We start from the raw sequence: 25,255 nt of genomic DNA, 5'->3' as shown, positions 1-25,255 counted from the left end.
TATATTTTAAAAAGTGGACATACCACGAAACGTTGTGATTACTGCATTTGTGAATCGTTTATTTTTTTAGGGAAAAGTAAAGAGGAAAATATGACAGAAAATCGAAAAAACTGTTGTTGCAAAATGAAAATAAACAAAGTATACTAACACTCGTAAACTTAAGAGCTGAGGTACGTAGTCACTACTTAAAGGGTTAGGACCTCTCTGGACTAACTTTCCCCCGTGGTAGTGGAGCAAGCCAAATTGCAAATTAGTTTTCAATTCGAACAGTTAGAATAAATTTACAAGGGGGAACTGTAGAATGGATACTATGGATACGATGGGTCGTCACGTGATCGCTGAACTTTGGGATTGCGATTTCGACAAGCTTAATGACATGCCGTATATTGAACAATTATTTGTGGATGCAGCACTAAGAGCTGGTGCTGAAGTGCGTGAGGTTGCTTTCCATAAATTTGCACCACAAGGTGTAAGTGGAGTAGTAATTATCTCGGAATCACATTTAACAATTCATAGCTTTCCGGAGCACGGTTACGCGAGTATTGATGTTTATACTTGTGGGGATCGTATTGATCCAAATGTTGCTGCAGAATATATTGCAGAAGGTTTAAACGCGAAAACGCGTGAGAGCATCGAGCTTCCTCGAGGCACTGGTAGCTTCGAAATTAAGCAGAGAGAAACAAAAGCTCTTTAAAAAAGAACATAATTGATTTAAAATGTAAAGAGGTGTATAATGCACCTCTTTTTTAGTTTATAAAAAAGAGGTAATATAACGTACTGGTTAGTTGAATAAATTGTACTCTTGCAAATGAGGTAGTGCCCTATATACCATCTTATTTTTAAGGATGAGATGATAAAGTGATGCGCTGAAACTTAAAGTGGTAAGAGAGTTAGAATGAGTTATATAATATTGTATATATATTTTAGGTGAAGTGAGTAGAGAAAAATAAAGAGTATAGTGTAAAGGAGTGAATGAATTGCGTTGTCCATCCTGTTCTCATAATGGTACAAGAGTGTTAGATTCGCGTCCGGTAGACGAGGGGCGCTCTATTCGAAGAAGGAGAGAGTGTGAAAGTTGCTTAAGTCGCTTTACGACCTTTGAAAGGGTAGAAGAGTCACCTCTTATCGTTGTAAAAAAAGAAGGCACACGAGAAGAGTTTAATAAAGAAAAGATTTTACGTGGTTTAATTAAAGCGTGTGAAAAAAGACCAGTATCTTTAAGACAATTAGAAGAAGTAACACAAAGCGTGGAACGTGAACTGCGTAATTTAGGTATATCAGAAGTGAAAAGTGATATGATTGGTGAAATTGTTATGGAAGAACTTCGCGATATTGATGATGTTGCTTACGTACGCTTTGCTTCTGTATATCGTCAATTTAAAGATTTAAATGTATTTATTGAAGAATTAAAAGATATACTGCAAAAAGAAAGAGAGTAGAAGTTGTATTTTATTCTCTTTACATACCGTAAGTAATAGGATAAGAGAGCTAGAAGCGTAAGCTAATAGCTCTTTTTCACTAAGAATTTATATAATGAAGATAGAACGAATGAAGTAGAGGATAGATTGGATGAGAGAAAGGAAAAGCAATAATGGAAAAACAGTCATGGATGGAGCTATTGCCGATTGATCGTTATAAAGTAAGTGCGAAAGGGCTACTGCATAATTACGACCGAAAAGTATTAACGATGTTGTATCAGCCGTTAATAGGTAGTAGAGCTTTTAGCTTATACATGACACTATGGGGGGAGCTAGAGCAAGATCGTGTATTTGGAAAAGAGAATACACATCATTCCCTTATGGTGACTATGCAAATGCAACTTCCTGAAATATATGAGGAACGAGTAAAGTTAGAGGCAATTGGGCTTTTGAAGGTATATATTAAGAAAGAAAAAGATATTCGAATGTTCATATATGAGTTGCAACCACCTTTATCTCCAAAGCAGTTTTTTGATGATATTGTTTTAAGTATCTTTTTATACAATCGATTGAGTCGGACAAAATATAATCAAGTAAAGCAATATTTCTTAGAAGAAGAATTTGATTTTGCTTCTTATGAAAATGTTACGCGCTCTTTCAATGATGTGTTTGGTTCGTTTAATCCAGGACAGCTTGAGCATGCGCAAGAAGATCTTCGTATCCCAAAAACGACAACTATGCCAAGTAACGAGAAGGGAGACGCTCCGAAAGTTTGGAATGATTTCTTTGATTTCTCTTTATTTGTAGATGGATTGTCCGCTCTTGTTCCTAAAAAGTCGATTACAGGTCAAGTAAGAGACTGCGTTATAACACTTGCTTACGTGTATGGTGTAGATGTGTTATCGATGCAAAATATCGTTCTTGGTGCGGTGACAGAGATGCAAACAATTGATATGGAAAGGCTTAGAAAAGGAGCTCGCGATTGGTATCAATTTGAAAATGGTCAAGCATTACCGGTATTAAGTGAAAGAGTACAGCCTCATGCTGCACGTACGATGAAAGAGAAAGAGCCTTCATCGCAAGAGGAGATGCTAATAAAGCAGCTAGAGGAAATCTCGCCAAAACAATTATTGAAAGAGATTTCTGGTGGTGCAGAGGCAACGAAAGCGGACTTGCAAATCGTTGAAGATGTCATGATTAATCAAAAATTGACACCAGGAGTTGTGAATGTACTTATTTATTACGTTATGCTACGCTCAGATATGAAACTTGCGAAAACGTATGTCGAGAAGATTGCTGGGCATTGGGCACGTAAAAAGGTTGGTACAGTAGCGGACGCGATGGCGTTAGCGAAAGAAGAGAACCGTCAATATCAAGAGTGGGCTGAGACGAAGAAAAAAGGCCGTACGGCGAAGAAAACGGTACGGAAAGAAATGGTACCAGATTGGCTTAAGGAAGAAGAGCCGAAGGAACAAGAGAAAGAAACGGCGAAGAAAGATGTAAGTGTAGAAAAAGATGCAAGTACGTTAGAAGATGAACGAAAACGATTAGAAGAAGTGTTAAAAAAATATAAGCGTGATTAATAGAAGAGAATGAACGCTCTTTGAGGTGAGAAAATGGAGCATATTCAAAATTCATTTGCAAAATTAATGGGAAATGAAAAATTTAAAAATAGATATGAAGTATTAAAGGCAGAAGTAATGGCGCATCCGCGTGTGAAAGAATTTATAGACGAACATAAAGGTGAAGTAACGACTTCTATGATTGAGCGCAGTCTTGTGAAGCTATATGAATATATTGGACAAAGTGTAGGTTGCGTGGATTGTCCGGATTTAGGTTCATGTAAAAATATGCTGCAAGGGTACGAGCCAAAGCTTGTTATTCAAGGGAAAATGATTGATATTCAATATGATCGCTGCGTTAGAAAAGTAGCACATGACGAGAGAAAGAAATATGAAAAACTCGTTCAAAGTGTATATATGCCAACGGATATTTTACAGGCAACTATGGAAAACTTAGACCCTTCTGATTTAAATGCACGTATCGATGCAATTGGTGCAGCGAATGAATTTTTAAGTACATATGAACCAGGTAAAAAAGCACAAGGTTTATATTTGTACGGTAAATTTGGTGTAGGAAAAACGTACCTTTTAGGAGCAATTGCGAACGAGCTTGCTCGAAAGAAAATAAGTTCGATGCTCGTATACTTCCCAGAATTTTTACGTGAAATCAAAAGTTCGATTCAAGATAATTCGATTGGTGAAAAGATTGATGCGGTTAAACGCGTACAAGTTTTAATGTTAGATGATATCGGGGCAGAAGCAATGTCAAGCTTTGTGCGTGACGATGTGCTTGGTGCAATCTTGCAATTCCGTATGTTAGAAAACTTACCGACGTTCTTTACGTCTAATTTTGATTTTAAACAACTGGAACACCATTTAACGTATACACAGCGTGGTGAGGCTGAAGAAATGAAGGCAGCACGTATTATGGAACGAATTAAATATTTAGCGAAACCAATTCCGATTGGTGGGAAAAATCGTCGTCATAAGTAAAAGAGCAAGCTGAGAAGCTTGCTCTTTTGTATTATAGTGATATTTTCTTTTCAAATATGAGGTCGAAATATTCAGGTTGTCCAGAACTGCCAATCGTAGGGGCGACAATCTGTACGAACCTCCAGTCATCTCTAGCATGTTCTTGAATAATTTCTTGGTAGTCTTCAGCTAGTTTTGAGCGAGTGAGCCCCCAATGGAATTCGACTTTTACGAATTTATATTCGAACATTCACATACCCCCTTTTAGTGATAAATAAAGTATACAATAAAAAATTCATAGTAGCTTGTATCATTTTTTTCTCCCTCCCTTAATATATATAAAATTAGCAAGCCAGATTGAGTGGATTTTCTAACGATAGGAAATGTAATTCTACTAAGAGTGAACTTCACGCGGAAAGGACTCTTATAGGATTTGTAACGTATAGATACAGTCCTTTAGAGCAGGGATAAAAGGGGGGACAAAAGTGATTGAAATTTGCTTCGAAGAAAAAAATGATGCTATGCACGTATATAGACAATTGCTGAAAAGAGCGGAAGTGTTATATAAGGAAACGAGTGTGTATTTACAGGAGCAAAAAGTGGTGATTCACATACCAGTACATGAATCGAATTATATTGAAAAGATCTTATTGCCAGTAATGGTGTATTTCATTGTGAATGTGAAACAAAATGAGTGGATTTATACGATCTTAAAAGAAAAGTTTTTTTATGAAGAACAAGAAGAGTGTCATCAAATATTGCACATGGCACATGAGATTTTAAAGGGAAGAAGAAAAGGTGTAGCTCAGGATTTAACTCGTAACGCATTTGAGTCATATATTAAGTCTTCTTTAAATAATTGGCTTTGTGATCCGCTCTCATTCTCGTTTTCATCATATATCCGTTTTCGTCTTCGTACATATAGGGAAATGGTGGCTAAACTTGCGGAAGTGGCAATTGATGAGTATAAGATGGAGCAAGAATACCAAATGTTCATTGAAACGCTTCGGCAACAAGTGAGTAGCCGTAAATCACGCTTGTCCTGTGTGCATCTTATTTTTGATGAAAGCTTTATCTTTTATGATGATAAAGGTAGACGTTTAAAACAGGAGAAGTTGGTCCAATATATAGATGAAGAATTATTAAAGCAAAATGATGTATATATTGATACAAAAGTAATTGCGCCGCTTCTTTCTATTTCGCCAAAAAAGATTTATTTATATACGAAGGAACAAGACCATAATATGATTATTACTTTGCGAAATGTGTTTCAAGAACGGGTCCAATTACATGGATTACATGATTTTGAGCGCAATGTGAAAAATTTAAAAAATAAAGGTAACGCCCTTGATTTTCTAAGTTTTTGAGCATATAATTACCTACATAAATGAAATATATCGAAATGTCATGATGAGGACATGAGTAGTTTTCTACGATTTTCAGAGAGGGAAGCCTTAGGGTGTGAGCTTCCTAGTACGGGATTATTACTTACCACCTCTAAACTTTAGCAGTGAACGATTCTTTTAGTAATTGCTAACGGACAACACCGTTATGTTGAACTTGAGCAATTAACGATCATGTTAATTGGAACAAGGGTGGAACCACGAATTCAACACTCGTCCCTTTTTATGGGATGAGTGTTTTTTATTTTGAGAAAAAGAGGAGTGACCAGTGATGGCAGATGTAGTTAAAATTACTTTCCCTGATGGAGCTGTGAAGGAGTTTCCAAAAGGCGTAACAACTGAAGAAATCGCAGCTTCTATTAGCCCAGGCTTAAAGAAAAAAGCTGTAGCTGGAAAATTAAACGATGAGATGATCGATCTTGTTACACCAATCGAAGAAGATGGTGCAGTTTCTATTATTACATTAGATTCTGAAGATGGCTTATATATTTTACGCCATTCAACAGCCCACCTTTTAGCACAAGCGTTAAAACGTTTATATAAAGATGTTAAGCTTGAGCTTGGCATTGGCCCAGTAATTGAAAATGGCTTCTATTACGATATCGATATGGAAGAAGCAATTACAGTTGAAGACTTCAAGAAAATCGAAAAAGAAATGCAAAAAATCGTGAACGAGAACTTAGAAATCGTTCGTCATGAAGTACCACGTGCAGAAGCACTTCGTCGCTTTGAAGAAATTGGCGATGAGTTAAAATTAGATTTAATTAACGACCTTCCAGAAGATGCAGTTATTTCAATCTATGAGCAAGGCGAATTCTTCGACCTTTGCCGTGGTGTTCACCTTCCATCTACAGGGAAAATTAAAGTGTTTAAATTATTAAGCGTTGCAGGTGCTTACTGGCGCGGCGATAGCAATAATAAAATGTTACAACGTATTTACGGTACTGCATTCGTTAAGAAAGCAGAACTAGATGAGCACTTACGTATGCTTGAAGAAGCGAAAGAGCGCGATCACCGTAAATTAGGTAAAGAATTAAAACTATTTACTAATAGCCAAAAAGTAGGACAAGGTTTACCACTTTGGTTACCAAAAGGTGCAACAATTCGTCGTATTATCGAGCGTTACATCGTTGATAAAGAAGCAAGCTTAGGTTATGATCACGTATACACTCCAGTATTAGGAAGCAGAGAGTTATATGAAACTTCTGGTCACTGGAACCACTACCGTGATGGCATGTTCCCATCAATGGAAATGGATAATGAAGAATTAGTTCTTCGTCCAATGAACTGTCCTCACCATATGATGGTTTATAAAAATGATATTCACAGCTACCGTGAATTACCAATCCGTATTGCGGAACTTGGAACAATGCATCGTTATGAAATGTCAGGTGCGTTATCTGGATTACAACGTGTACGCGGAATGACTTTAAACGATGCGCACATTTTCGTTCGTCCAGATCAAATTAAAGAAGAGTTAAAACGTGTTGTAAACTTAACTCTAGAAGTGTACAAAGATTTCGGTTTAGAGAACTACTCATTCCGTCTATCTTATCGTGACCCAGCAGATACTAAAAAGTATTATGCGGATGATGAGATGTGGGAAAAAGCACAAGGTATGTTAAAAGAAGCTATGGATGAAATGGGTCTTGATTACTATGAAGCTGAAGGTGAAGCGGCATTCTACGGTCCAAAACTGGATGTTCAAGTTCGTACTGCTCTTGGAAAAGACGAAACACTTTCAACTGTACAATTAGACTTCTTACTTCCAGAACGCTTTGAATTAACTTATGTTGGTGAAGACGGTAAGCAACATCGTCCAGTTGTAATTCACCGTGGTGTTGTATCAACTATGGAACGCTTCGTAGCCTTCTTAATTGAAGAATACAAAGGTGCATTCCCAACTTGGTTAGCTCCAGTTCAAGTACAAGTAATTCCAGTTTCTCCGCAAGTACATTTAGACTATGCGAAGAAAGTACAAGACGAATTGCGTCGTGCTGGTATCCGTGTTGAATTAGACACTCGTGAAGAGAAGATTGGTTACAAAATCCGTGAAGCACAAATGCAAAAAATTCCGTACATGCTTGTAGTAGGTGACAATGAAGTAACTGAAAACGGCGTAAACGTACGTAAATATGGTGAACAAAAATCAGAAACAATCGCATTAGATGCTTTTGTTGACATGATTAAAGTAGAAGGAAAACGATAAGAAAAAGCCGCGGTATACCGCGGCTTTTTTATGTAATATACTTGAGGGGAATTAGAAAAAATACCCATGTAACACTTATCGTAAAAAAGTATTGCAAGTATGTTAGTTGTTTGTTACAATATTTCTTGTTGTTAGTAAAACACATCGCGTCTTCTTGACAGACGTCATGTCCTATGATAAACTCATCAAGGATAATAGAATATTGTTTTGTGGAACAAGTAGAAGCACCCGCTTCTCACCTGATGGACGCATTCGCAGTTAGCAGGTAAATGTATTTCTTACTTAAGATTTTACAAGTGTGGGTGTCGTATGCCCGCACTTTTTTTGTCGGGTTCTATGACTACAAAATATGTTCTGAGAAAACCTTGGAGGTGGCTTACTATTAGCAAGGATATGATGATTAACGAGCAAATTCGTGCACGTGAAGTACGTTTAGTTGGCGCAAATGGCGATCAACTTGGAATCAAGTCTCGTAATGACGCTTTAGACTTAGCTGCAAATCTTAATCTTGATTTAGTATTAGTTGCTCCAAATGCGAAACCGCCAGTATGCCGCATTATGGACTACGGTAAATTCCGCTTTGAGCAACAGAAGAAAGAAAAAGAGCAGCGCAAAAATCAAAAAGTAATTAGCATGAAAGAAGTTCGTTTAAGTCCAACAATTGATGAACACGACTTTAACACAAAACTTCGTAATGCTATCAAGTTTTTAGAGAAAGGCGACAAGGTTAAAGCGTCAATTCGCTTTAAAGGACGTGCCATTACTCATAAAGAAATCGGTCAACGTGTTTTAGATCGCTTCTCAGAAGCTTGTGCTGAAGTTAGTACAGTTGAATCTAAGCCTAAAATGGAAGGACGCAGTATGTTCTTAGTTTTAGCACCGAAAAACGATAAGTAATAGATAGAGGAGGAAATACCTATGCCTAAACAAAAAACTCATCGCGGCGCTGCAAAGCGTTTCAAAAAGACTGGATCAGGTAAACTGAAACGTTCTCACGCTTACACAAGCCATTTATTCGCTAACAAATCTACAAAAGCTAAACGTAAACTACGTAAAGCTGGTGTAGTAAGCGCTGGTGACTTCAAACGCATTCGTCAAATGCTTGACAACTTAAAATAAGTTCGGCTGATATATAGAACAATTAGGAGGTAATATTATGCCAAGAGTAAAAGGTGGTACAGTTACTCGTCAACGTCGTAAAAAAGTTATAAAATTAGCAAAAGGTTACTACGGTTCAAAAAATACATTATTCAAGGTTGCTAACCAACAGGTTATGAAATCTCTAATGTATGCATTCCGTGACCGCCGTCAAAAGAAACGTGACTTCCGTAAATTATGGATTACACGTATCAACGCAGCAGCTCGTATGAATGGTCTTTCTTACAGCCGCTTAATGCACGGTCTTAAAAATGCTGGCATCGAAGTTAACCGCAAGATGCTTGCTGACTTAGCTGTTCATGACGAAAAAGCTTTCGCTGAATTAGCAACAGTTGCAAAAAACAACATTAACTAATTAATTAGTTGAAACCTTAGAAGAATTTTCTTCTAAGGTTTTTTGTTTGTATTCAGAGAGAAGTTTGAAGTTCTAAAGATTAACGGATGTGCTGTTATCGATATGACAAAATTAATATAAAAACTATAGCGGTATAGAAGAATATATATGTGAAGTCAGGAGAATCCTCCTGGCTTTTTTTAATTCTGCTCTTTTGGAAAGAAGAGTATCTTTCCTAGCCGAAACGACACTGCTATAATGGAAAGATGATATGGAACTTTCATCAGATGAACAATTTAAGAGCGATGACTGAAACGTATTTGTAAATTAAGGACAAGCTATTTTATAAAGAGGTAGATAGCTGACTTATTCATAAGAACTGAAACATAATAATGAACTTTGAGATGAAACAACATTGTTGCGTAAAATGCGATGTTGGAGGAGGACAATAGAATGGACTTACTACAACTATTTAAATTACAAAAAGAATTAGATGACCGTATTGCAAAAGAACATGACTTACAACCGAAAAAATTGTTAAAAGAAAAAATGTTAGCTCTTCTTGTAGAAATTGGAGAACTTGCAAATGAAACACGTTGTTTTAAATATTGGAGCAACAAACCAGCTTCGGAACGTGGAGTAATATTAGAAGAATACGTAGATGGTTTGCATTTTATTTTATCAATCGGAATTGATTTAGGGATTGATAAAAACTTCCTATTCTATAAATGTGCACAAACGAATAAAACACAAGTGGAAATTTTCTTAGACACATACGCGAAAGTAATTCGTTTTACAGATCAACCATCTATTACAAACTATATTGAATTATTTACGAGCTATCTTCGACTTGGACAAGCGCTTGAATTTGAGCAAGAAGAGATTGAAAAAGCGTATTTAGATAAAAATGAAGTAAATCATCAGCGTCAAACACAAGGATACTAATTTAATTTTTGAATATTTCAATTTAATTATTGTATAATGAATTGACTGAAGAAAAAGGAGGGTGTTGGCAATGACAAAATTAGACGCGACATTGACAATGCTAAAAGAATTAACAGATGCACGTGGTATTGCCGGTAACGAGCGTGAACCACGCGAAGTAATGAAGAAATATATCGAGCCATTTGCAGACGAGCTTTCTACTGATAATTTAGGAAGTTTAGTTGCGAAAAAAGTAGGGGAAGAAAACGGCCCGAAAATTATGGTTGCAGGTCATTTAGATGAAGTTGGCTTTATGATTACGCAAATTGATGACAAAGGTTTCCTACGCTTCCAAACGGTGGGTGGCTGGTGGTCACAAGTTATGCTTGCACAGCGCGTGACGATTGTAACGCGTAAAGGAGATGTAACAGGTGTAATTGGTTCAAAACCACCGCACATCTTACCTCCAGAAGCACGTAAAAAGCCAGTTGAAATTAAAGACATGTTCATCGATATCGGTGCTTCTAGCCAAGAAGAAGCAATGGAGTGGGGCGTACGACCAGGAGATCAAGTTGTACCTTACTTTGAATTCCAAGTGATGAAGAATGAAAAAATGTTACTTGCAAAAGCATGGGATAACCGAATCGGTTGTGCGATTGCAATTGACGTATTAAAACAATTAAAAGATGAAAAGCATCCAAACGTTGTATACGGCGTTGGAACTGTACAAGAAGAAGTTGGTCTTCGTGGTGCAAAAACATCTGCGAATTATATTAAACCAGATATCGCGTTCGCAGTAGATGTTGGTATCGCTGGAGATACACCGGGTGTAACGTCAAAAGAAGCGCAAAGTAAAATGGGCGATGGACCACAAATCATTTTGTATGATGCTTCTGTTATTGGACATACAGGTTTACGTGATTTCGTAGTTGATGTTGCTGACGAATTACAAATCCCATACCAATATGATTCAGTAGCGGGCGGGGGAACTGATGCGGGTGCGATTCATATTGCTGTAAACGGTATTCCTTCTATGGCAATTACAATTGCAACGCGCTATATTCATTCTCATGCAGCAATGTTACACCGTGATGATTATGAAAATGCAGTAAAGTTAATTGTAGAAGTTATTAAACGTCTTGATAAGGATGCTGTACATAACATTACATTTAATTAATAGAAAAAGCGAAGGAGATTTTCCTTCGCTTTTTTTATGTTTTAAAAAGGTCGTTCTAATCCTGCTGCAGTATGAGCGCCTAAAATAATTAAACGAGTTAATTGCATCGCCATAAAATGCGGGGTATATATCATTCCTCTTTTTAACCATGACATAATCATTCCGATGTGAGCCCCTGTCACATAACTAATCAAAATATCACGAGGAACCATAAGATCTTCGTCATCTGGTTGGGAAATAGACAAGCTTAATGTTAAATGCACTTGTATCGTTTTCATCATTTTATAAGAGTAGTTTCCGGCAGCTTTATCCCCAAGCATAACGTTATAAAAGTTTACATTTTCTGCGATATGTTCGAATAAAGCCAAAAATGTAGGATGAGGTGAATCGAATGTAAGTTGAAAATCTTCTTTATTTCTATTTTTCGGTTTAATTACTTCTGCTAGCTTCTCTAACATTTCTTCAATACTTTTGTCTAATAGGTCATATTTATCATGATAATGGCTATAAAATGTAGCGCGATTTACAGGAGCACGTTCTGCGATATGTTGCACAGTTACATTTTCAAAGCCTTTTTCGCCTACTAAAGCGACAAAAGCATCCTGAATGAGTTGTCTCGTTCGCTTTACACGTGGATCATTTGTATTTTTAATAGACATTTTACTTCTCCTCGTTTAATTTTCTATACTTAAACAACATATTGGTATTATATTGTTGTTTAAGCAACATTTCATACGTAAATTGTCGGTTGTAGATTCAAAATAATTATTTATAATTATAAACGATAGTCCTTCAGAAATCAGCACCGCTCGCAGGTAGATAAGTTTCGATTTACGCTGCAGATGGTGTGATTTTTTCGTTAAAAGGTTAATATAATTAACAATTAAACAATCTAAACAATAAGGACATAAATAGTTTAGAAAAAAATTATATGCGATATAAGGAGAGGAATGCAATGAATCAGTTTCGAAGAATGGTAATTATCAACATTATCACATTAATTGTACTAGTTGGCGGCGGTATTGGCGGTTATTACTATTACAACCAAACGGAAAATTACTTAAAAACAGACAATGCAAAGATCGATGGAAAGGTAATTCCGGTTGCTTCACCAGTAGCAGGGAAACTAACTGACTGGAAAGCTGAAGTTGGAAAAAATTACAATGAGAACGATAAATTAGGAGCTGTTACTGTAGCAGCAGCTAATGGAGAACAAACAGTAGATGTAACAATTCCACAAAATGCAACGGTTGTACAATCAAACGCAACAACAAATGCTTTCGTTGGAGCAGGTAGCCCGATTGCTTACGCATTTGATATGAACAATTTATGGGTAACAGCAAACATTGAAGAAACAGATGTTGATGATGTTCAGAAAGGTCAAGACGTAGACGTGTATGTAGATGCATACCCAGATACAACGTTAACTGGGAAAGTAGAACAAGTTGGTTTAACAACAGCAAATACATTCTCGATGTTACCATCAAGTAATTCAACAGCGAACTATACGAAAGTAACACAAGTAGTGCCAGTTAAAATTTCATTAGATCATAGCAAATCAGTAAATATTGTTCCTGGAATGAATGTGTCAGTTCGTATTCATAAGTAAGGGGGAGATGAGATGTCCTCAATTGCAATTGTAGGATATGCACTATTTTGTATAATCGTCTTCTTCCTTGTAAATCGTCTTTTACGAAAGAAAAAAACGAACGTGGGAGAAGAACAAGTCCCAGCCGTAAGTAAAATAGAAGTAAGTAAGCTAGAAGCAGTAGAGAAAGAAAGTGAACAAAAGCAAGAAGCCGAAATTTCTAATGTAGTTGAATTAGAAACAGGCAAGCAAGAAGAAGTAAAACAAGAAAAAGAAATGCCGAAAAAACAAACGTCTATGCCTATAGAGGATGTAAATGTAAAAGCAGTTGTAACAGTATTAATTCTCGGCATGTTCGTTTCTATTTTGAACCAAACAATCATTAACGTTGCATTGCCTCCGTTAATGAATGAATTTAACGTATCAACTTCAACGGCGCAATGGTTAATTACAGGGTTTATGCTTGTAAATGGTATTTTAGTGCCGATTAGTGCCTTTTTAGTTTCACGATTTACGTATCGTAAATTATTTGTAGCGGCAATGTTATTCTTCACAGTAGGATCTATCATTTGCGCTACTTCAGGAAACTTTACAATGATGATGACAGGCCGCGTAATTCAAGCAGTTGGTGCGGGTATTTTAATGCCGGTTGGTATGAATATCTTTATGACATTGTTCCCGCCTCATAAGCGCGGAGCGGCGATGGGATTACTAGGTGTTGCAATGATTTTAGCACCAGCTATCGGACCAACTGTAACAGGTTGGGTGATTGAAAACTATAGCTGGAACTTAATGTTCTATGCGATGTTTATTATCGGTTTAATTATTACGTTCCTATCTTTAAAATTCTTTACACTAGCTCAGCCAGTGTCTAAAACGAAATTAGATATATTCGGTGTTGTTAGTTCAAGTATTGGACTAGGAAGCTTATTGTACGGATTTAGTGAAGCTGGAAATAATAGTTGGACTAGTGCAGAAGTCATTATTTCACTTGTTATCGGTGTAATTGGTTTAGCGTTATTTATTTGGAGAGAGTTAACAACGGACAATAAAATGCTTGATTTACAAGTATTTAAATATCCAGTATTTACTTTTACTTTAGTAATTAACGCAATCGTTACGATGGCATTATTCGGGGGTATGTTATTGCTTCCAGTATATCTGCAAAACATTCGTGGCTTTACGCCAATTGAATCTGGTTTACTACTTCTTCCAGGATCATTAATTATGGGGATCATGGGACCAGTAGCGGGTAAATTATTCGATAAATATGGCATTCGTCCATTAGCGATAATTGGATTGGCAATTACGACGTATGCGACATATGAATTTACAAAATTATCGATGGATACACCGTATAGCGTTATTATGACGGATTATATTATACGTTCAATTGGTATGTCATTCATTATGATGCCAATTATGACAGCTGGTATGAACGCACTGCCGATGAAATTAATTTCTCACGGTACAGCAACGCAAAATACGTCAAGACAAGTAGCTGGTTCAATCGGAACAGCGATTTTAATCACACTTATGACGCAACAAACAACTGCTCACGTAGCAGATTACGGCAACATGTTAACAACATCAAACCCAATTTTAGTTGATAAAGTACACGGTATGGGGCAAAGTTTAGCAGCGATTGCCGGATCAGCTCAAGCAGGAGATGCGATGAGCACACAACTATTATATGGACAAATTTCAAAGCTATCTGCAATTAACGGTATTAACGATGCCTTCTTAATTGCAACGATACTAGCAGGTATTGCTTGGGTGTTATCGTTCTTCTTACAATCAGGCAATAAACCAAATAGAAAAGCAGGGAATTAAATTTCCTGCTTTTTTGTTTTCTTATAAAAAGATGCAATTAGATATAGAATGAATCACCTGCAGACATGAGTTCCCAGAAAATAACTCCTAATAGTCCCGCAATAAAAATAATGAATCCCATGTTGCGTATACTTTTAATTTTCATTTGTAATCCCCTTACCCCTGCTAATAATCCAGTTAAAGAAAACAATATCCAGTATAAAGTAGTTGAAATAGGGAGGATTGTCTCGCTATTCACCCCCATGCTCCAAAAAACAAAAGGTAGCGTTACAAAGGAAAAGCTAAGTACCCCCATTAAACCAACAAATAATTTCCGATGTTTAATACTAGTAATAATTAAAAAAATACCACCGAAAAATCCGCATAAGACAAGAAGTGGCATATAAACAATCCAAAGGAAGCTAAACATATATAATCTCCTTTTATGTAATGAGTTATATTTTACTACATCAGGTTCATTTTGGATATTATTAATAAATATGTATAAATTGATAGAAATGGGTAGTAATGATACGGATTATCCAAAAGTGCTAATTGAAGAAGAGTTTGAAGTTGTGATAAAAGAGTAAAAAGAGGTATCGTGATGATACCTCTTTTTAACTGAAGAATGCCAACGTATTATTTATAATATGAAATAACATAGCTGGAAGAATGGATTTTGTTTTCTTACATAAAATAGCCATTAATAATCCCATGAAGAAAGTAATTACCATTACTCCAAGTGAGTATGTATGAGCGATACCAAAGAAGAAACTTGTTAAGACTGCTGCAATCCAAAATGGAAAGCGCTCAGAGAAGAAATGAAGTATAAAACCACGGAAAATAAGTTCTTCAAAAATTGGTGTGAGTATTGCAAATCCGAGAAGTAATAGTATTTGATATTGCTTAAAAACGTCTAAGTTTAGTGCGGAAGATTGTTGCTTTGTTGCGTCTTGGAACACATAATTTAATAAGAAGTAGTTGATTATGATGTTTATAGCGAAGAAAAGAAGTAAATATACGTATGTGCGCCATTCTTTCAGTGCTTTAAAGTTAAAAGAGTTCAGTAATAATCTTTTCGCAGGTTTGAATTTAAAAATAAAGAATAACAACATGGCTAGTTGTAACCCTATACTTGCGGTGTTTGCAATAGATTCATACAGGGCAATTTGCTTTTTATTTGTAAGACTAGCCGTATAAATTGTTAAGGGCATTATTGCTAGGAACAAGGTAATGAGTCCAGTTCCGAAAAAAGCGAATAAAACGGAGCTAATAAATTGTCCCCATGACATAGAGTGTTTCTGTTCATCAGAAAGTTGTGTAGCGGATTGCATCTGTGAAATCACCTCTTTATATTTGTATATTAAATTATAGATTAATTTGTTTCTGAATGTAACATTTAAATATTACATACAAAGGTGTATTTTTCGTAAAATAATAAAAGAGGTATCACCCTGTAGTGATGCCTCTTTCTCATTGATAACTATGTTTTGCCTTGTTATTCAATTTTGCTTGCTCTATTTGCAATTCACGCTCTACCAATCGATCTAATTGCTGAATAGCTTTAAGTGCTTTTTCATAAGAAATCGTTCTATAATGATGAGCTCCGCCTGGTTCTTCATCTGCTTCGTCTGCCCATTTAATAATGCTTTGAAGAGATGTTCTTTCAATTTCTTGTTCCACTAAGAAAGAATCTGTATGCAGAAGAATCGCGATAGAAATTTCTTTTGCTAGTTTTGGATGTTCTCCCAATCTAATAAGCAATTTATGTGCTCTTTCTGCACCTTTAATTGCATGGATATCATTCTTTTTATATAAGTCATAGTCCCATTCGCCGCCTGTGTACCACGTATGATGTCCGATATCATGAAGGAAACCGGCTTTTGTCGCAGCATCGACTGAGGCGTGGTGCTTTTTAGCTAAGTGAAACGCATGGTAAGCGACAGCGATCGCGTGGACCATTCCGGAACGGTTTACGTATTTTTGTGTAATGTGATGTTTAAAAACTTGTTCAAGCGTAATACGGTGCATAAAACATTCACTCCTTTTATCTAATGATGTATACGAAGAAAAATCGATCGGTTTAAATGTATTTTGAACATTTTACTCCATCATAGTTCGTTAGTAAAGTAGAAATGTTTAGGAGAAGAAAAATTTTTTTCGTAAAAAAATCACCTTAGCTTATGCGAAGGTGATTTTCAAATTGCTTATTTTTTTAATCCTTGCTCTAGTGTTTCTAACATTTCGTGCTTTTCATTTTCATCAGCGTTTTTCCAAATGACTTCAAATAAGACGCCAAGACCTGGAAGCATTTTTTCTTCACCGCTTTGAATTGCATCGACAATTGTTTCTTGTAATTGATCTTGTGAATTACCAGATACATTCGCTAATACGGCACCGCGTAAATTAAAACTCATTGTTTTCACCTCTTCTTCAGAATTGAAACTGACGTTAGTTTTTGTTCTTTTTTATGTAAATATGTATGAAAAATAGGCTATAATGATAAGACAAGAAGAGAGGGAACTACATATTATGAAAAACATTGATTCAGTACAAAATCCGCGTGTAAAGCAGTGGAAAAAGCTGCAAACGAAAAAAGAACGCGATAAAAAAGGTTTATTTTTTGTAGAAGGATTCCACTTAGTCGAAGAAGCTTTGAAGGCAGGAATTGTAACAGAACTTATCGTTTCAGATCAGACAGACCTTCCGAAAGATTGGACAGTTAATGATGTAGAAATGTATATCGTGCCTGAGGCTATTGTAAAAATACTTCGTGAAACAGAAACGACGCAAGGTGTATTTGCTGTTTGTGAGAAGCATGAGAAAGAAGTAGCTCTTACTGATGGGAAATTCCTTTTATTGGATGGACTGCAAGACCCAGGTAATTTAGGAACAATTATTCGTACAGCTGATGCAGCTGGTATTCACGCCGTTGTGCTTGGAGAAGGTTGTGTTGATGTTTACAATAGTAAAGTACTCCGCTCTACACAAGGTTCTATTTTCCGCTTGCCAATTGTAAAAGGGAACTTAGAAGAATGGGTAGACAAGTTAAAAGAAAATAACGTTCCTGTATATGGAACAGCTCTTGAAAATGGAGTTCCGTATGGTGAGGTAACTCCGGCCGGAAGTTTTGCATTAATTGTTGGAAATGAAGGAAATGGCGTACGCCAAGAAATTCTTACAAAAACGGATCAAAACTTGTATATTCCGATTTACGGCGGGGCAGAATCATTAAATGTTGCGGTTGCAGCAGGGATTTTAACGTATTATTTACAAAGCCCAGTTGCGAACAAATAAAAAACTTCTTATAATAAGTTGAAGTACATTATATTAAAAGTTAAATAACGAAAAACGTTGATAGAGAAGAGTAGCTTACAAAATCGCCATATAGGGAGAGAGTGCCGTAGACTGAAAGCATTCTTATGGTAGACGGAAGTGAATTCACCTCTGGAGTTGACGCCAGGACCATGTATATGTAAAGGCGTTCCGGTCAGAATTGATCGTTATAACTAATGAGTGGGCAGACTTGTTCTGTCAATTTAGGGTGGTACCGCGAATTTACCTCGTCCCTTTTTGGGAGCGAGGTTTTTTTATTTTTAAAATTAGGAGGGTTCCAAAATGGAAGCACGTTTAAAAGAGCTAAAGCAAAAAGCGTTAGAGCTTATTGAAGAAGCGAAAGAGCTAAAGGGCTTAAACGACGTACGCGTAGCGTATTTAGGAAAAAAAGGTCCAATTACAGAAGTATTACGCGGCATGGGAAAATTATCAGCAGAAGAGCGTCCACGTATGGGAGCATTAGTGAATGAAGTACGTGAAGCGATTCAAACGCGTCTAGAAGACAAAATTAGCAACTTAGAAAAAGCAGTAATTGAAGCGAAATTAGCTACGGAAACAATTGATGTTACATTACCAGGTCGTCCTGTTGAAACAGGTTGTCACCATCCGTTAACAGCTGTTGTTGAACAAATTGAAGATGTATTCATCGGTATGGGTTATGAAGTAGCTGAAGGAACAGAAGTAGAAAAAGACTACTACAACTTCGAAGCACTAAACTTACCGAAAGATCACCCAGCACGTGACATGCAAGATACATTCTACATTACAGAAGAAACGTTACTACGTACACATACATCTTCTGTGCAAGCACGTACGATGGAAAATAATAAAGAAAAAGGCCCAATCAAAATTATTTGTCCTGGTAAAGTGTATCGCCGCGATGATGATGATGCGACGCATTCACATCAGTTCATGCAAATTGAAGGCCTTGTAATTGATAAAAACATTCGTATGAGTGACTTAAAAGGTACACTGCAAGTATTCGTGAAAAAGATGTTCGGTGAAGATCGTGAAATCCGTCTTCGTCCAAGTTTCTTCCCATTCACAGAGCCATCTGTAGAGATGGATATTTCTTGTATGATGTGTCATGGCAAAGGTTGCGGCACTTGTAAAGGAACTGGCTGGATTGAAATTCTAGGCGCAGGTATGGTTCACCCGAACGTACTTGAAATGGCTGGTTATGATTCAAAAGAATATCAAGGTTTCGCATTCGGTATGGGCGCAGAGCGTATCGCAATGTTGAAATACGGCGTAGATGACATTCGTCATTTCTATACAAATGATGTACGTTTCTTACAACAATTCAAACGAGCGTAAGGGAAGGAGAGGATAAATATGTTCGTATCATATCGTTGGTTACAAGAGTATGTAGATATTAAAGATGTAACAGCACAAGAACTAGCAGACAAAATCACGAAAAGTGGTATTGAAGTAGAAGGCGTTGAAGTATTAAATAAAGGTGTAAAAGGTGTTGTAGTTGGTCACGTATTAGAATGTGAAAAACACCCAGAAGCTGATAAATTAAGCAAATGCTTAATCGATATCGGTGAAGAAGAGCCAGTTCAAATTATTTGTGGAGCTGCTAACATTGCAAAAGGTTTAAAAGTGCCAGTTGCAAAAGTTGGTGCTGTACTTCCTGGTAACTTCAAAATCAAAAAAGCAAAACTACGTGGTGAAGCTTCTCACGGTATGGTTTGTGCTCTTCAAGAGCTTGGCATTGATGGAAAGTTAGTTTCAAAAGAATATGCAGATGGTATCTTTATCTTCCCAAGTGACGCTGAAGTTGGTGCAGATGCACTTGAAATTTTAAACTTACACGATGAAGTACTTGAGCTTGGTTTAACACCAAACCGTGCAGATTGCTTAAACATGTTAGGTGTTGCATATGAAGTGGCTGCTATTTACGGCCGTGAAGTAAAACTTCCAGCTATCGACTTACAAGAAACAGCAGAAAAAACTTCTGATTACATTTCTGTAAGTGTAGAAGCGAAAGAAGAAAATCCATTATACATTGCAAAAATGGTGAAGAACGTAAAAATTGGTCCATCACCAATGTGGATGCAAACCCGTCTTATGGCAGCTGGCATTCGTCCAATTAGCAACGTAGTTGATATTACAAACTACATTTTAATGGAATACGGTCAACCGTTACATGCATTCGATTACGATAAATTAGGTTCAAAAGAAATCGTTGTTCGTCTTGCAAAAGAAGGCGAAAAAATTGAAACATTAGATGATCAAGAGCGTACATTACAAAGCCACCATCTTGTAATTACAAACGGAACAAAAGCTTTAGCTGTTGCTGGTGTAATGGGTGGGGCGGATTCTGAAGTTACAAATGAGACAGTAAACGTTCTAATTGAGTCTGCATACTTTGCAGGTCAAACAGTGCGCCGCACATCAAAAGACTTAGGTCTTCGTAGTGAATCAAGTGCACGTTTTGAAAAAGGAATCGACCCAACACGTACATTTGAAGCAATTCAACACGCAGCTGCCTTAATGGCGAAATATGCTGGCGGTGAAGCACTTGAAGGTGTAGTAGAAGCTGATAACTTACAAGTACAAGAGCGTACAGTATCTGTTACTGCTGAAAAAGTAAACCGTGTATTAGGTACAAATATTTCTGCGAGTGAAATGGGTACAATGTTCGCGAACTTGAAATTTCCATTCACAGAAGTAGAAGGAACATTCCATGTAAATGTACCAGCACGTCGTCCTGATATTACAATTTCAGAAGACTTAGTAGAAGAAGTGGGCCGTCTATACGGTTATGACCACATTCCAGTTACATTACCTTCTGGAACGATGACTCGTGGTAAATTAACATCAGCACAAACGAAACGTCGTAAAGTACGTCGCTTCTTAGAGGGTGCTGGTTTATATGAAGCAATCACGTATTCATTAACGAGCGCTGACAAAGCGAAACAATACATGATTGAGCCAAACGAAAAGGCACCTGTAAACCTTGCACTTCCAATGAGTGAAGAGCGTAGCCAACTTCGTTTAAGCTTAGTGCCACAATTGCTAGAAGCAGTTTCATACAATGTTGCTCGTAAAAACGACAGCGTTGCTTTATACGAAGTAGGTTCTATCTTCTTACCAACAGAAGCAGGAGAACTTCCGAAAGAAGAACAACACCTTGCAGGTGTTATGACAGGTCTTGCTCTTCACCATGCATGGCAAGGTGAGAAGAAAGTAGTAGACTTCTTCGTTGTGAAAGGTGTACTAGAAGGACTATTCGACGTACTTGGCGTTTCAAACCAAATCACATATGCACCAGCGAAACGTGAAGGTATGCACCCAGGTCGTACAGCTGACATCGTATTAGATGGCGAAGTAATTGGTTTCATCGGTCAATTGCACCCAGAAGCAGAAAAACAATTAGATGTGAAAAATACATTCGTATTTGAACTATCTCTTGTAAAAATATTCGGTGCAGACGCTGAAGAAACTTACTACTCAGCAATTCCGCGTTTCCCATCTATGACACGTGACATGGCTGTTGTAGTAACAAAAGAAACAAAAGCTGGTGAAATGAAGCAAGTCATTGCTGAAGCTGGCGGAGAACTTTTGAAAGACGTAACACTATTCGACTTATACGAAGGTGAAAAAATGGAAGAAGGCAAGAAATCACTTGCATTCTCTATGACTTACTTCGATGCAGAACGTACGTTAACAGATGAAGAAGTAACAGAAGCGCATAACCGTGTATTAACAACGGTAGAAGAGAAATTTGGTGCGGAGTTACGTAAGTAATTAGAAAATTGCCGGATTCATTCCGGCAATTTTTTTATTGCACAATCGTCGACAGATGTCGGTAAGTCGATATATTACAAAAATCGCTTATATATTTTATGGCATCTTGCATCTTTCTCTCGAATGTAGTACATTAATTTTAGTTTAACAAAATGAAAGACGATGATAAGGAAAAGTAGTATATACTATAATCCAAAGCGAGTCAGGGGCGGTGAGAGCCTGATGAGGCGGTATATGTGAAGAACACCTTGGAGTTGCTAACCGAAATTGAATCTTGTATTCAAGAGTAGACTTAGACGGGAAGCCGGCCTGTTACAAACCGGGAAGTATGTATTACATACGAGTTAAAGTTGGTCTTTATGACAAATTGGGTGGTACCGCGAAGTTTAACCTTTCGTCCCTTTATGGATGAAAGGTTTTTTTGTATTTAAATATATCAGCAAAGGAGAATTTCACTATGGAAAACACATTAGTAAAAAGTCTGTATAGAGATACAGAAAAGTATGCAGGTCAAACAGTACAAGTATCAGGGTGGATTCGTAATTTACGTGATTCAAAAGCATTTGGTTTCATCGAATTAAACGACGGTAGCTTTTTCAAAAGCGTTCAAATCGTTTTCGATACAGAATTAGAGAACTTTAAAGAAATTGCAAAGCTTCCACTTAGCTCTTCAGTGAAAGTAGAAGGTAAAGTAATTGCAACGCCTGGAGCGAAGCAACCATTTGAAATTAAAGCAGAAAAAATTGATATCGAGGGCTTATCAGATTCTGATTACCCACTTCAAAAGAAGCGTCATACGTTTGAATACTTACGTACAATCGCTCACTTACGTCCAAGAACAAATGCATTCTCTGCAACGTTCCGCGTACGTTCTATCGCAGCATTTGCGATTCACCAGTTCTTCCAAGAGCGTGGATTCGTACATGTTCACACACCAATCATCACTGGTAGTGATACAGAAGGTGCTGGCGAAATGTTCCGCGTAACAACACAAGATTTAAACAACGTACCAAAAGGTGAAGACGGACAAGTTGATGAGTCAAAAGACTTCTTCGGTAAAGAAACAAACTTAACAGTAAGTGGACAGCTGAACGCTGAAGCGTATGCATTAGCATTCCGTGATGTATATACATTCGGACCTACATTCCGTGCAGAAAACTCAAACACAACTCGCCACGCTGCTGAGTTCTGGATGGTTGAGCCTGAGATTGCATTCGCTGAGTTAGGCGATGTAATGGATCTTACAGAAGATATGCTGAAATATGCAATGAAATATGTATTAGAGCATGCACCAGAAGAAATGGACTTCTTCAACAGCTTCGTTGATAAAACAGTTCTAGAGCGTATGAACAACGTGATTAACTCTGACTTCGGTCGCATCACATATACAGAAGCAATTAAAGTACTTCAAGAATCAGGTGCTGACTTCAAGTACCCAGTAGAATGGGGTATTGACTTACAAACAGAGCATGAAAGATACTTATCAGAAGAGATCTTCAAACGCCCTGTATTCGTAACTGACTACCCGAAAGACATTAAAGCGTTCTACATGCGTATGAATGAAGATGGAAAAACAGTAGCTGCTACTGACCTTCTAGTTCCTGGCATCGGCGAATTAATCGGCGGAAGTCAACGTGAAGAAAGAATGGACGTTTTAGTAGACAGAATTAAAGAATTAGGTATGAACGAAGAGGACTACTGGTGGTACTTAGAACTTAGAAAATACGGCGGTACAAAACACGCTGGATTCGGTCTAGGTTTCGAGCGCTTCCTAATGTACATCACTGGTATGGCTAACATCCGTGACGTAATTCCATTCCCAAGAACTCCAGGTTCTTCTGAGTTCTAAAATATGAAAAAAGCGAGAGGATTTCCTCTCGCTTTTTTGTTTGCATAGTTTATGACCTCGTAGCAAAAAGTAACGCGAAGGGGTGAGAATAAAATGAGTAAAAAAGTGAAAAAAGATCATTCAAGATCGAGCCTAGGTTCTCCGGAAGTAGAAGGACAAGGAACGACGACACATGAAACAGGTTCTCATAAGGTATCTTCATCTAATAAGAAGCAGAAACAAAGCTAACATAAAAAAGGAGAGTCTTAGGGGCTCTCCTTTTTATGTATTACATCTTGTTATCGTTAATCTCTTTTGTAATTTGATTTATGTCTTTGTCTAATCGATCTAAATAGAAAAACCATAGTAAACTCATGAACACGTGATAGATGGCCATAACGCTAAGGCTATCAGATATGTTTTCGAATGTGGATTTAGTAGTGAAGAAAGTGCCCCAAACAGTAGAAATAATGAAGTAAGAAAGTGGACCTACGAGATGTACGAAAACATATAATAACTTTTTCACTTTTACAGCGTTTATATAAATTCCCTCCTTTAAATTATTGAATGCAGGCTTTTCACTTAGTATCTGAATATTTTCTCTAATTTTGAACTGTCTTTCGTGTGGATCGCCTAGTAAAATATTTAGAATCATTTGTAGAAGTAGCAATGGGAATCTCCTCGTATGTTAGAATAATCTGTATATTGTAATTGTCACAAAACTATAAGGACAATAGTAGGGTGAAACAAAAAACAGGAGTTTGTAGGCTCCTGTTTTTGTCGATACTATTTTAATAAGCGAAACGCCTTCTCCGTATTAGCGAAATGCAGTTTCACAAACTCGGGTAATCGTTCTTTACCAAGCTTTTGAATTAATTTAGCTGCAGCAATATCAACTTGTTTACCAGCACCTTTTGGAAGTGGCATACCAGCTTTTTTGCTTAGTTCGTCAAACTGTTTTACGAATGAGTAGCGAGCTAAAATAGAAGCAGCGGCTACTGCTAAATGGACGCTTTCACCTTTCGTCGCGAAATAAACATTTTCACGCTGTACCTGTTTTTGTTTTGCTAAATATTTATAGTATGTATCAGGTTGTGTGAATTGATCGATTAAGACGCCTTCAGGTTTTGTAGGTGCCATTTTACCTAATAAGTTTGTAATAGCTTTATTATGTAGCAAGGCTTTTAGCTTACCTTGGTTGTTTCCTTTATCAAATAGCTCGTTATATTTTTCATTATGAAGGACAAGAGAGCTGTAAGGAACAACATGTAGAAGTTGTTTCGCAATGGCAGTAATTTGATCGTCATTTAAGTTTTTAGAGTCTTTTACACCAAGTTCTTTTAGTAGTGGAATTTGCTTTGCATCTACATATACAGCAACGACTGTCATCGGTCCAAAGAAATCTCCCGTACCAACTTCATCAGACCCTACAATAGACATTGTACTGATGGAAGCAGGCGGTGCATAACGATGTGAATCGACAGTTTTTTTTACAGCTGTTTTGGGTGTTTGAGAGACAGTTTGCCAACGAGAAGCTTCTGCTTCAGCGCGGCCTCCTTGGAACATTACTTTTCCAGATTTATACGCTGTAATCGTGCAAGATGGTACCTTTGCCATGAAGATCCCGCCTTGCGGAGTTTTCGGGCTAAGCGAATGTTTATATTGTTGTTTCATGTCTTCAATTACTGTAGAATTTGTTTGAATTACGATAGAATTTGACATAATGGTCGCCCCTTTTTTTATATTGTTATTTTTATCATATCGGATTGTTCTTTCTG

General features: G+C 37.1%; 26 protein-coding genes and 4 other annotated features. Of the genes, 18 read left to right on the top strand and 8 right to left on the bottom strand.

The window, feature by feature from the left end; genetic code table 11:
* Positions 1-310: 310 nt before the first annotated feature.
* The 4 genes from speD to dnaI all read left to right on the top strand — a co-directional run bounded on the left by speD (position 311) and on the right by dnaI (position 3,973).
* On the top strand, positions 311-694 hold the full coding sequence (gene speD / locus NZ044_RS22515) for an adenosylmethionine decarboxylase (protein WP_002003660.1): 384 nt from the start codon (positions 311-313) through the stop codon (positions 692-694).
* A gap of 283 nt (positions 695-977) precedes the next feature.
* Positions 978-1,439 carry a transcriptional regulator NrdR gene (gene nrdR / locus NZ044_RS22510; RefSeq protein ID WP_001203687.1) on the top strand — a complete coding sequence of 154 codons (462 nt, stop codon included), beginning with the start codon at positions 978-980 and terminating at the stop codon, positions 1,437-1,439.
* Positions 1,440-1,591: 152 nt separating this feature from the next.
* Positions 1,592-3,001, top strand: a complete 1,410-nt coding sequence (locus tag NZ044_RS22505; RefSeq protein ID WP_000415033.1) for a replication initiation and membrane attachment family protein — start codon at positions 1,592-1,594, stop codon at positions 2,999-3,001.
* A gap of 33 nt (positions 3,002-3,034) precedes the next feature.
* Positions 3,035-3,973 (top strand): primosomal protein DnaI, encoded by a 939-nt coding sequence (gene dnaI / locus NZ044_RS22500; protein WP_000400117.1) that lies wholly within the window; start codon positions 3,035-3,037, stop codon positions 3,971-3,973.
* A gap of 31 nt (positions 3,974-4,004) precedes the next feature.
* On the opposite strand, the gene NZ044_RS22495 is transcribed toward dnaI, so the two are convergent.
* The gene (locus NZ044_RS22495) at positions 4,005-4,202 is read right to left on the bottom strand and encodes a DUF4177 domain-containing protein (RefSeq protein WP_000464454.1); all 198 of its coding nucleotides are present in this window, start codon (positions 4,200-4,202) and stop codon (positions 4,005-4,007) included.
* Positions 4,203-4,437: 235 nt separating this feature from the next.
* Here NZ044_RS22495 and ytxC point away from each other — a divergent pair, with 235 nt between their 5' ends.
* The 7 genes from ytxC to NZ044_RS22460 all read left to right on the top strand — a co-directional run bounded on the left by ytxC (position 4,438) and on the right by NZ044_RS22460 (position 11,157).
* Positions 4,438-5,319 carry a putative sporulation protein YtxC gene (gene ytxC, locus NZ044_RS22490; protein WP_000569624.1) on the top strand — a complete coding sequence of 294 codons (882 nt, stop codon included), beginning with the start codon at positions 4,438-4,440 and terminating at the stop codon, positions 5,317-5,319.
* Between the two features lie 31 nt (positions 5,320-5,350).
* Positions 5,351-5,579, top strand: a binding site (T-box leader).
* Positions 5,580-5,626: 47 nt separating this feature from the next.
* Positions 5,627-7,564 carry a threonine--tRNA ligase gene (thrS, locus tag NZ044_RS22485; RefSeq protein WP_000786077.1) on the top strand — a complete coding sequence of 646 codons (1,938 nt, stop codon included), beginning with the start codon at positions 5,627-5,629 and terminating at the stop codon, positions 7,562-7,564.
* A gap of 210 nt (positions 7,565-7,774) precedes the next feature.
* Positions 7,775-7,895 (top strand) — a sequence feature (ribosomal protein L20 leader region).
* Between the two features lie 62 nt (positions 7,896-7,957).
* Positions 7,958-8,461: a translation initiation factor IF-3 gene (infC, locus tag NZ044_RS22480; RefSeq protein ID WP_000973215.1), complete on the top strand. Its 504-nt coding sequence runs from the start codon at positions 7,958-7,960 to the stop codon at positions 8,459-8,461.
* A 21-nt stretch (positions 8,462-8,482) separates the two neighbouring features.
* Positions 8,483-8,683, top strand: a complete 201-nt coding sequence (rpmI, locus tag NZ044_RS22475; protein WP_001125945.1) for a 50S ribosomal protein L35 — start codon at positions 8,483-8,485, stop codon at positions 8,681-8,683.
* 37 nt (positions 8,684-8,720) lie between these two features.
* Positions 8,721-9,077 carry a 50S ribosomal protein L20 gene (gene rplT, locus NZ044_RS22470; RefSeq protein WP_001138362.1) on the top strand — a complete coding sequence of 119 codons (357 nt, stop codon included), beginning with the start codon at positions 8,721-8,723 and terminating at the stop codon, positions 9,075-9,077.
* A gap of 432 nt (positions 9,078-9,509) precedes the next feature.
* Complete coding sequence (locus NZ044_RS22465; protein WP_000365052.1) at positions 9,510-10,001, top strand: dUTP diphosphatase; 492 nt, start codon at positions 9,510-9,512, stop codon at positions 9,999-10,001.
* 70 nt (positions 10,002-10,071) lie between these two features.
* Positions 10,072-11,157 carry a M42 family metallopeptidase gene (locus tag NZ044_RS22460; protein WP_000163554.1) on the top strand — a complete coding sequence of 362 codons (1,086 nt, stop codon included), beginning with the start codon at positions 10,072-10,074 and terminating at the stop codon, positions 11,155-11,157.
* A 41-nt stretch (positions 11,158-11,198) separates the two neighbouring features.
* On the opposite strand, the gene NZ044_RS22455 is transcribed toward NZ044_RS22460, so the two are convergent.
* Positions 11,199-11,816, bottom strand: coding sequence for a TetR/AcrR family transcriptional regulator (locus NZ044_RS22455; RefSeq protein ID WP_000023661.1), 618 nt, complete (start codon positions 11,814-11,816; stop codon positions 11,199-11,201).
* Between the two features lie 296 nt (positions 11,817-12,112).
* Here NZ044_RS22455 and NZ044_RS22450 point away from each other — a divergent pair, with 296 nt between their 5' ends.
* Both NZ044_RS22450 and NZ044_RS22445 read left to right on the top strand, forming a co-directional pair.
* Positions 12,113-12,766: an HlyD family secretion protein gene (locus tag NZ044_RS22450; protein ID WP_001071417.1), complete on the top strand. Its 654-nt coding sequence runs from the start codon at positions 12,113-12,115 to the stop codon at positions 12,764-12,766.
* A gap of 12 nt (positions 12,767-12,778) precedes the next feature.
* A complete protein-coding gene (locus tag NZ044_RS22445) occupies positions 12,779-14,578 on the top strand; it encodes a DHA2 family efflux MFS transporter permease subunit (RefSeq protein ID WP_000094778.1) in 1,800 nt (599 codons plus the stop codon).
* 37 nt (positions 14,579-14,615) lie between these two features.
* Here NZ044_RS22445 and NZ044_RS22440 read toward each other — a convergent pair whose 3' ends face one another.
* The 4 genes from NZ044_RS22440 to sspI all read right to left on the bottom strand — a co-directional run bounded on the left by NZ044_RS22440 (position 14,616) and on the right by sspI (position 16,974).
* Positions 14,616-14,987, bottom strand: a complete 372-nt coding sequence (locus tag NZ044_RS22440) for a hypothetical protein (RefSeq protein WP_000490825.1) — start codon at positions 14,985-14,987, stop codon at positions 14,616-14,618.
* Positions 14,988-15,174: 187 nt separating this feature from the next.
* A complete protein-coding gene (locus NZ044_RS22435; protein ID WP_001190242.1) occupies positions 15,175-15,891 on the bottom strand; it encodes a CPBP family intramembrane glutamic endopeptidase in 717 nt (238 codons plus the stop codon).
* A 139-nt stretch (positions 15,892-16,030) separates the two neighbouring features.
* Positions 16,031-16,588, bottom strand: coding sequence for an HD domain-containing protein (locus NZ044_RS22430; RefSeq protein WP_000554806.1), 558 nt, complete (start codon positions 16,586-16,588; stop codon positions 16,031-16,033).
* 176 nt (positions 16,589-16,764) lie between these two features.
* Positions 16,765-16,974 (bottom strand): small acid-soluble spore protein SspI, encoded by a 210-nt coding sequence (gene sspI / locus NZ044_RS22425; protein WP_000009509.1) that lies wholly within the window; start codon positions 16,972-16,974, stop codon positions 16,765-16,767.
* An 82-nt stretch (positions 16,975-17,056) separates the two neighbouring features.
* Between sspI and NZ044_RS22420 the strand changes: the two genes are divergently transcribed.
* From NZ044_RS22420 to NZ044_RS22400, 5 genes are all read left to right on the top strand, one after another.
* Positions 17,057-17,854: a TrmH family RNA methyltransferase gene (locus tag NZ044_RS22420; RefSeq protein WP_003309975.1), complete on the top strand. Its 798-nt coding sequence runs from the start codon at positions 17,057-17,059 to the stop codon at positions 17,852-17,854.
* A gap of 48 nt (positions 17,855-17,902) precedes the next feature.
* Positions 17,903-18,131: a binding site (T-box leader), on the top strand.
* A 44-nt stretch (positions 18,132-18,175) separates the two neighbouring features.
* Positions 18,176-19,210 (top strand): phenylalanine--tRNA ligase subunit alpha, encoded by a 1,035-nt coding sequence (gene pheS / locus NZ044_RS22415; protein WP_000388222.1) that lies wholly within the window; start codon positions 18,176-18,178, stop codon positions 19,208-19,210.
* Positions 19,211-19,228: 18 nt separating this feature from the next.
* A complete protein-coding gene (gene pheT / locus NZ044_RS22410) occupies positions 19,229-21,649 on the top strand; it encodes a phenylalanine--tRNA ligase subunit beta (protein WP_000498180.1) in 2,421 nt (806 codons plus the stop codon).
* A gap of 153 nt (positions 21,650-21,802) precedes the next feature.
* Positions 21,803-22,054 (top strand) — a binding site (T-box leader).
* A 52-nt stretch (positions 22,055-22,106) separates the two neighbouring features.
* The gene (asnS, locus tag NZ044_RS22405) at positions 22,107-23,498 is read left to right on the top strand and encodes an asparagine--tRNA ligase (RefSeq protein WP_000432189.1); all 1,392 of its coding nucleotides are present in this window, start codon (positions 22,107-22,109) and stop codon (positions 23,496-23,498) included.
* Between the two features lie 93 nt (positions 23,499-23,591).
* On the top strand, positions 23,592-23,726 hold the full coding sequence (locus tag NZ044_RS22400) for a YuzL family protein (RefSeq protein ID WP_000039593.1): 135 nt from the start codon (positions 23,592-23,594) through the stop codon (positions 23,724-23,726).
* Between the two features lie 40 nt (positions 23,727-23,766).
* Here the strand turns inward: NZ044_RS22400 and NZ044_RS22395 are convergent, their stop codons facing one another.
* Together NZ044_RS22395 and rnhC are read right to left on the bottom strand one after the other, a co-directional pair.
* A complete protein-coding gene (locus NZ044_RS22395) occupies positions 23,767-24,018 on the bottom strand; it encodes a hypothetical protein (RefSeq protein WP_025989090.1) in 252 nt (83 codons plus the stop codon).
* A 245-nt stretch (positions 24,019-24,263) separates the two neighbouring features.
* Positions 24,264-25,199: a ribonuclease HIII gene (gene rnhC, locus NZ044_RS22390; RefSeq protein ID WP_000071595.1), complete on the bottom strand. Its 936-nt coding sequence runs from the start codon at positions 25,197-25,199 to the stop codon at positions 24,264-24,266.
* Positions 25,200-25,255 lie beyond the last annotated feature (56 nt).

Source organism: Bacillus sp. FSL K6-1338 (assembly GCF_038006965.1).
Classification (GTDB): Bacteria; Bacillota; Bacilli; order Bacillales; family Bacillaceae_G; genus Bacillus_A; species Bacillus_A thuringiensis_S.
This window is presented reverse-complemented; position numbering and strand designations above follow the sequence as displayed.

Bases quoted from the DNA above. Each gene is read 5' to 3' on its own strand.
- NZ044_RS22460 (WP_000163554.1), top strand. From the start codon at position 10,072: ATGACAAAATTAGACGCGACATTGACAATGCTAAAAGAATTAACAGAT.
- NZ044_RS22495 (WP_000464454.1), bottom strand. From the start codon at position 4,202: ATGTTCGAATATAAATTCGTAAAAGTCGAATTCCATTGGGGGCTCACT.
- NZ044_RS22450 (WP_001071417.1), top strand. From the start codon at position 12,113: ATGAATCAGTTTCGAAGAATGGTAATTATCAACATTATCACATTAATT.
- asnS (WP_000432189.1), top strand. From the start codon at position 22,107: ATGGAAAACACATTAGTAAAAAGTCTGTATAGAGATACAGAAAAGTAT.
- NZ044_RS22420 (WP_003309975.1), top strand. From the start codon at position 17,057: ATGATAAGACAAGAAGAGAGGGAACTACATATTATGAAAAACATTGAT.
- rplT (WP_001138362.1), top strand. From the start codon at position 8,721: ATGCCAAGAGTAAAAGGTGGTACAGTTACTCGTCAACGTCGTAAAAAA.
- dnaI (WP_000400117.1), top strand. From the start codon at position 3,035: ATGGAGCATATTCAAAATTCATTTGCAAAATTAATGGGAAATGAAAAA.
- rpmI (WP_001125945.1), top strand. From the start codon at position 8,483: ATGCCTAAACAAAAAACTCATCGCGGCGCTGCAAAGCGTTTCAAAAAG.
- infC (WP_000973215.1), top strand. From the start codon at position 7,958: ATGATGATTAACGAGCAAATTCGTGCACGTGAAGTACGTTTAGTTGGC.
- pheT (WP_000498180.1), top strand. From the start codon at position 19,229: ATGTTCGTATCATATCGTTGGTTACAAGAGTATGTAGATATTAAAGAT.
- NZ044_RS22505 (WP_000415033.1), top strand. From the start codon at position 1,592: ATGGAAAAACAGTCATGGATGGAGCTATTGCCGATTGATCGTTATAAA.
- NZ044_RS22440 (WP_000490825.1), bottom strand. From the start codon at position 14,987: ATGTTTAGCTTCCTTTGGATTGTTTATATGCCACTTCTTGTCTTATGC.
- NZ044_RS22465 (WP_000365052.1), top strand. From the start codon at position 9,510: ATGGACTTACTACAACTATTTAAATTACAAAAAGAATTAGATGACCGT.
- NZ044_RS22400 (WP_000039593.1), top strand. From the start codon at position 23,592: ATGAGTAAAAAAGTGAAAAAAGATCATTCAAGATCGAGCCTAGGTTCT.
- thrS (WP_000786077.1), top strand. From the start codon at position 5,627: ATGGCAGATGTAGTTAAAATTACTTTCCCTGATGGAGCTGTGAAGGAG.
- NZ044_RS22435 (WP_001190242.1), bottom strand. From the start codon at position 15,891: ATGCAATCCGCTACACAACTTTCTGATGAACAGAAACACTCTATGTCA.
- rnhC (WP_000071595.1), bottom strand. From the start codon at position 25,199: ATGTCAAATTCTATCGTAATTCAAACAAATTCTACAGTAATTGAAGAC.
- sspI (WP_000009509.1), bottom strand. From the start codon at position 16,974: ATGAGTTTTAATTTACGCGGTGCCGTATTAGCGAATGTATCTGGTAAT.
- NZ044_RS22445 (WP_000094778.1), top strand. From the start codon at position 12,779: ATGTCCTCAATTGCAATTGTAGGATATGCACTATTTTGTATAATCGTC.
- NZ044_RS22455 (WP_000023661.1), bottom strand. From the start codon at position 11,816: ATGTCTATTAAAAATACAAATGATCCACGTGTAAAGCGAACGAGACAA.
- pheS (WP_000388222.1), top strand. From the start codon at position 18,176: ATGGAAGCACGTTTAAAAGAGCTAAAGCAAAAAGCGTTAGAGCTTATT.
- NZ044_RS22430 (WP_000554806.1), bottom strand. From the start codon at position 16,588: ATGCACCGTATTACGCTTGAACAAGTTTTTAAACATCACATTACACAA.
- speD (WP_002003660.1), top strand. From the start codon at position 311: ATGGATACGATGGGTCGTCACGTGATCGCTGAACTTTGGGATTGCGAT.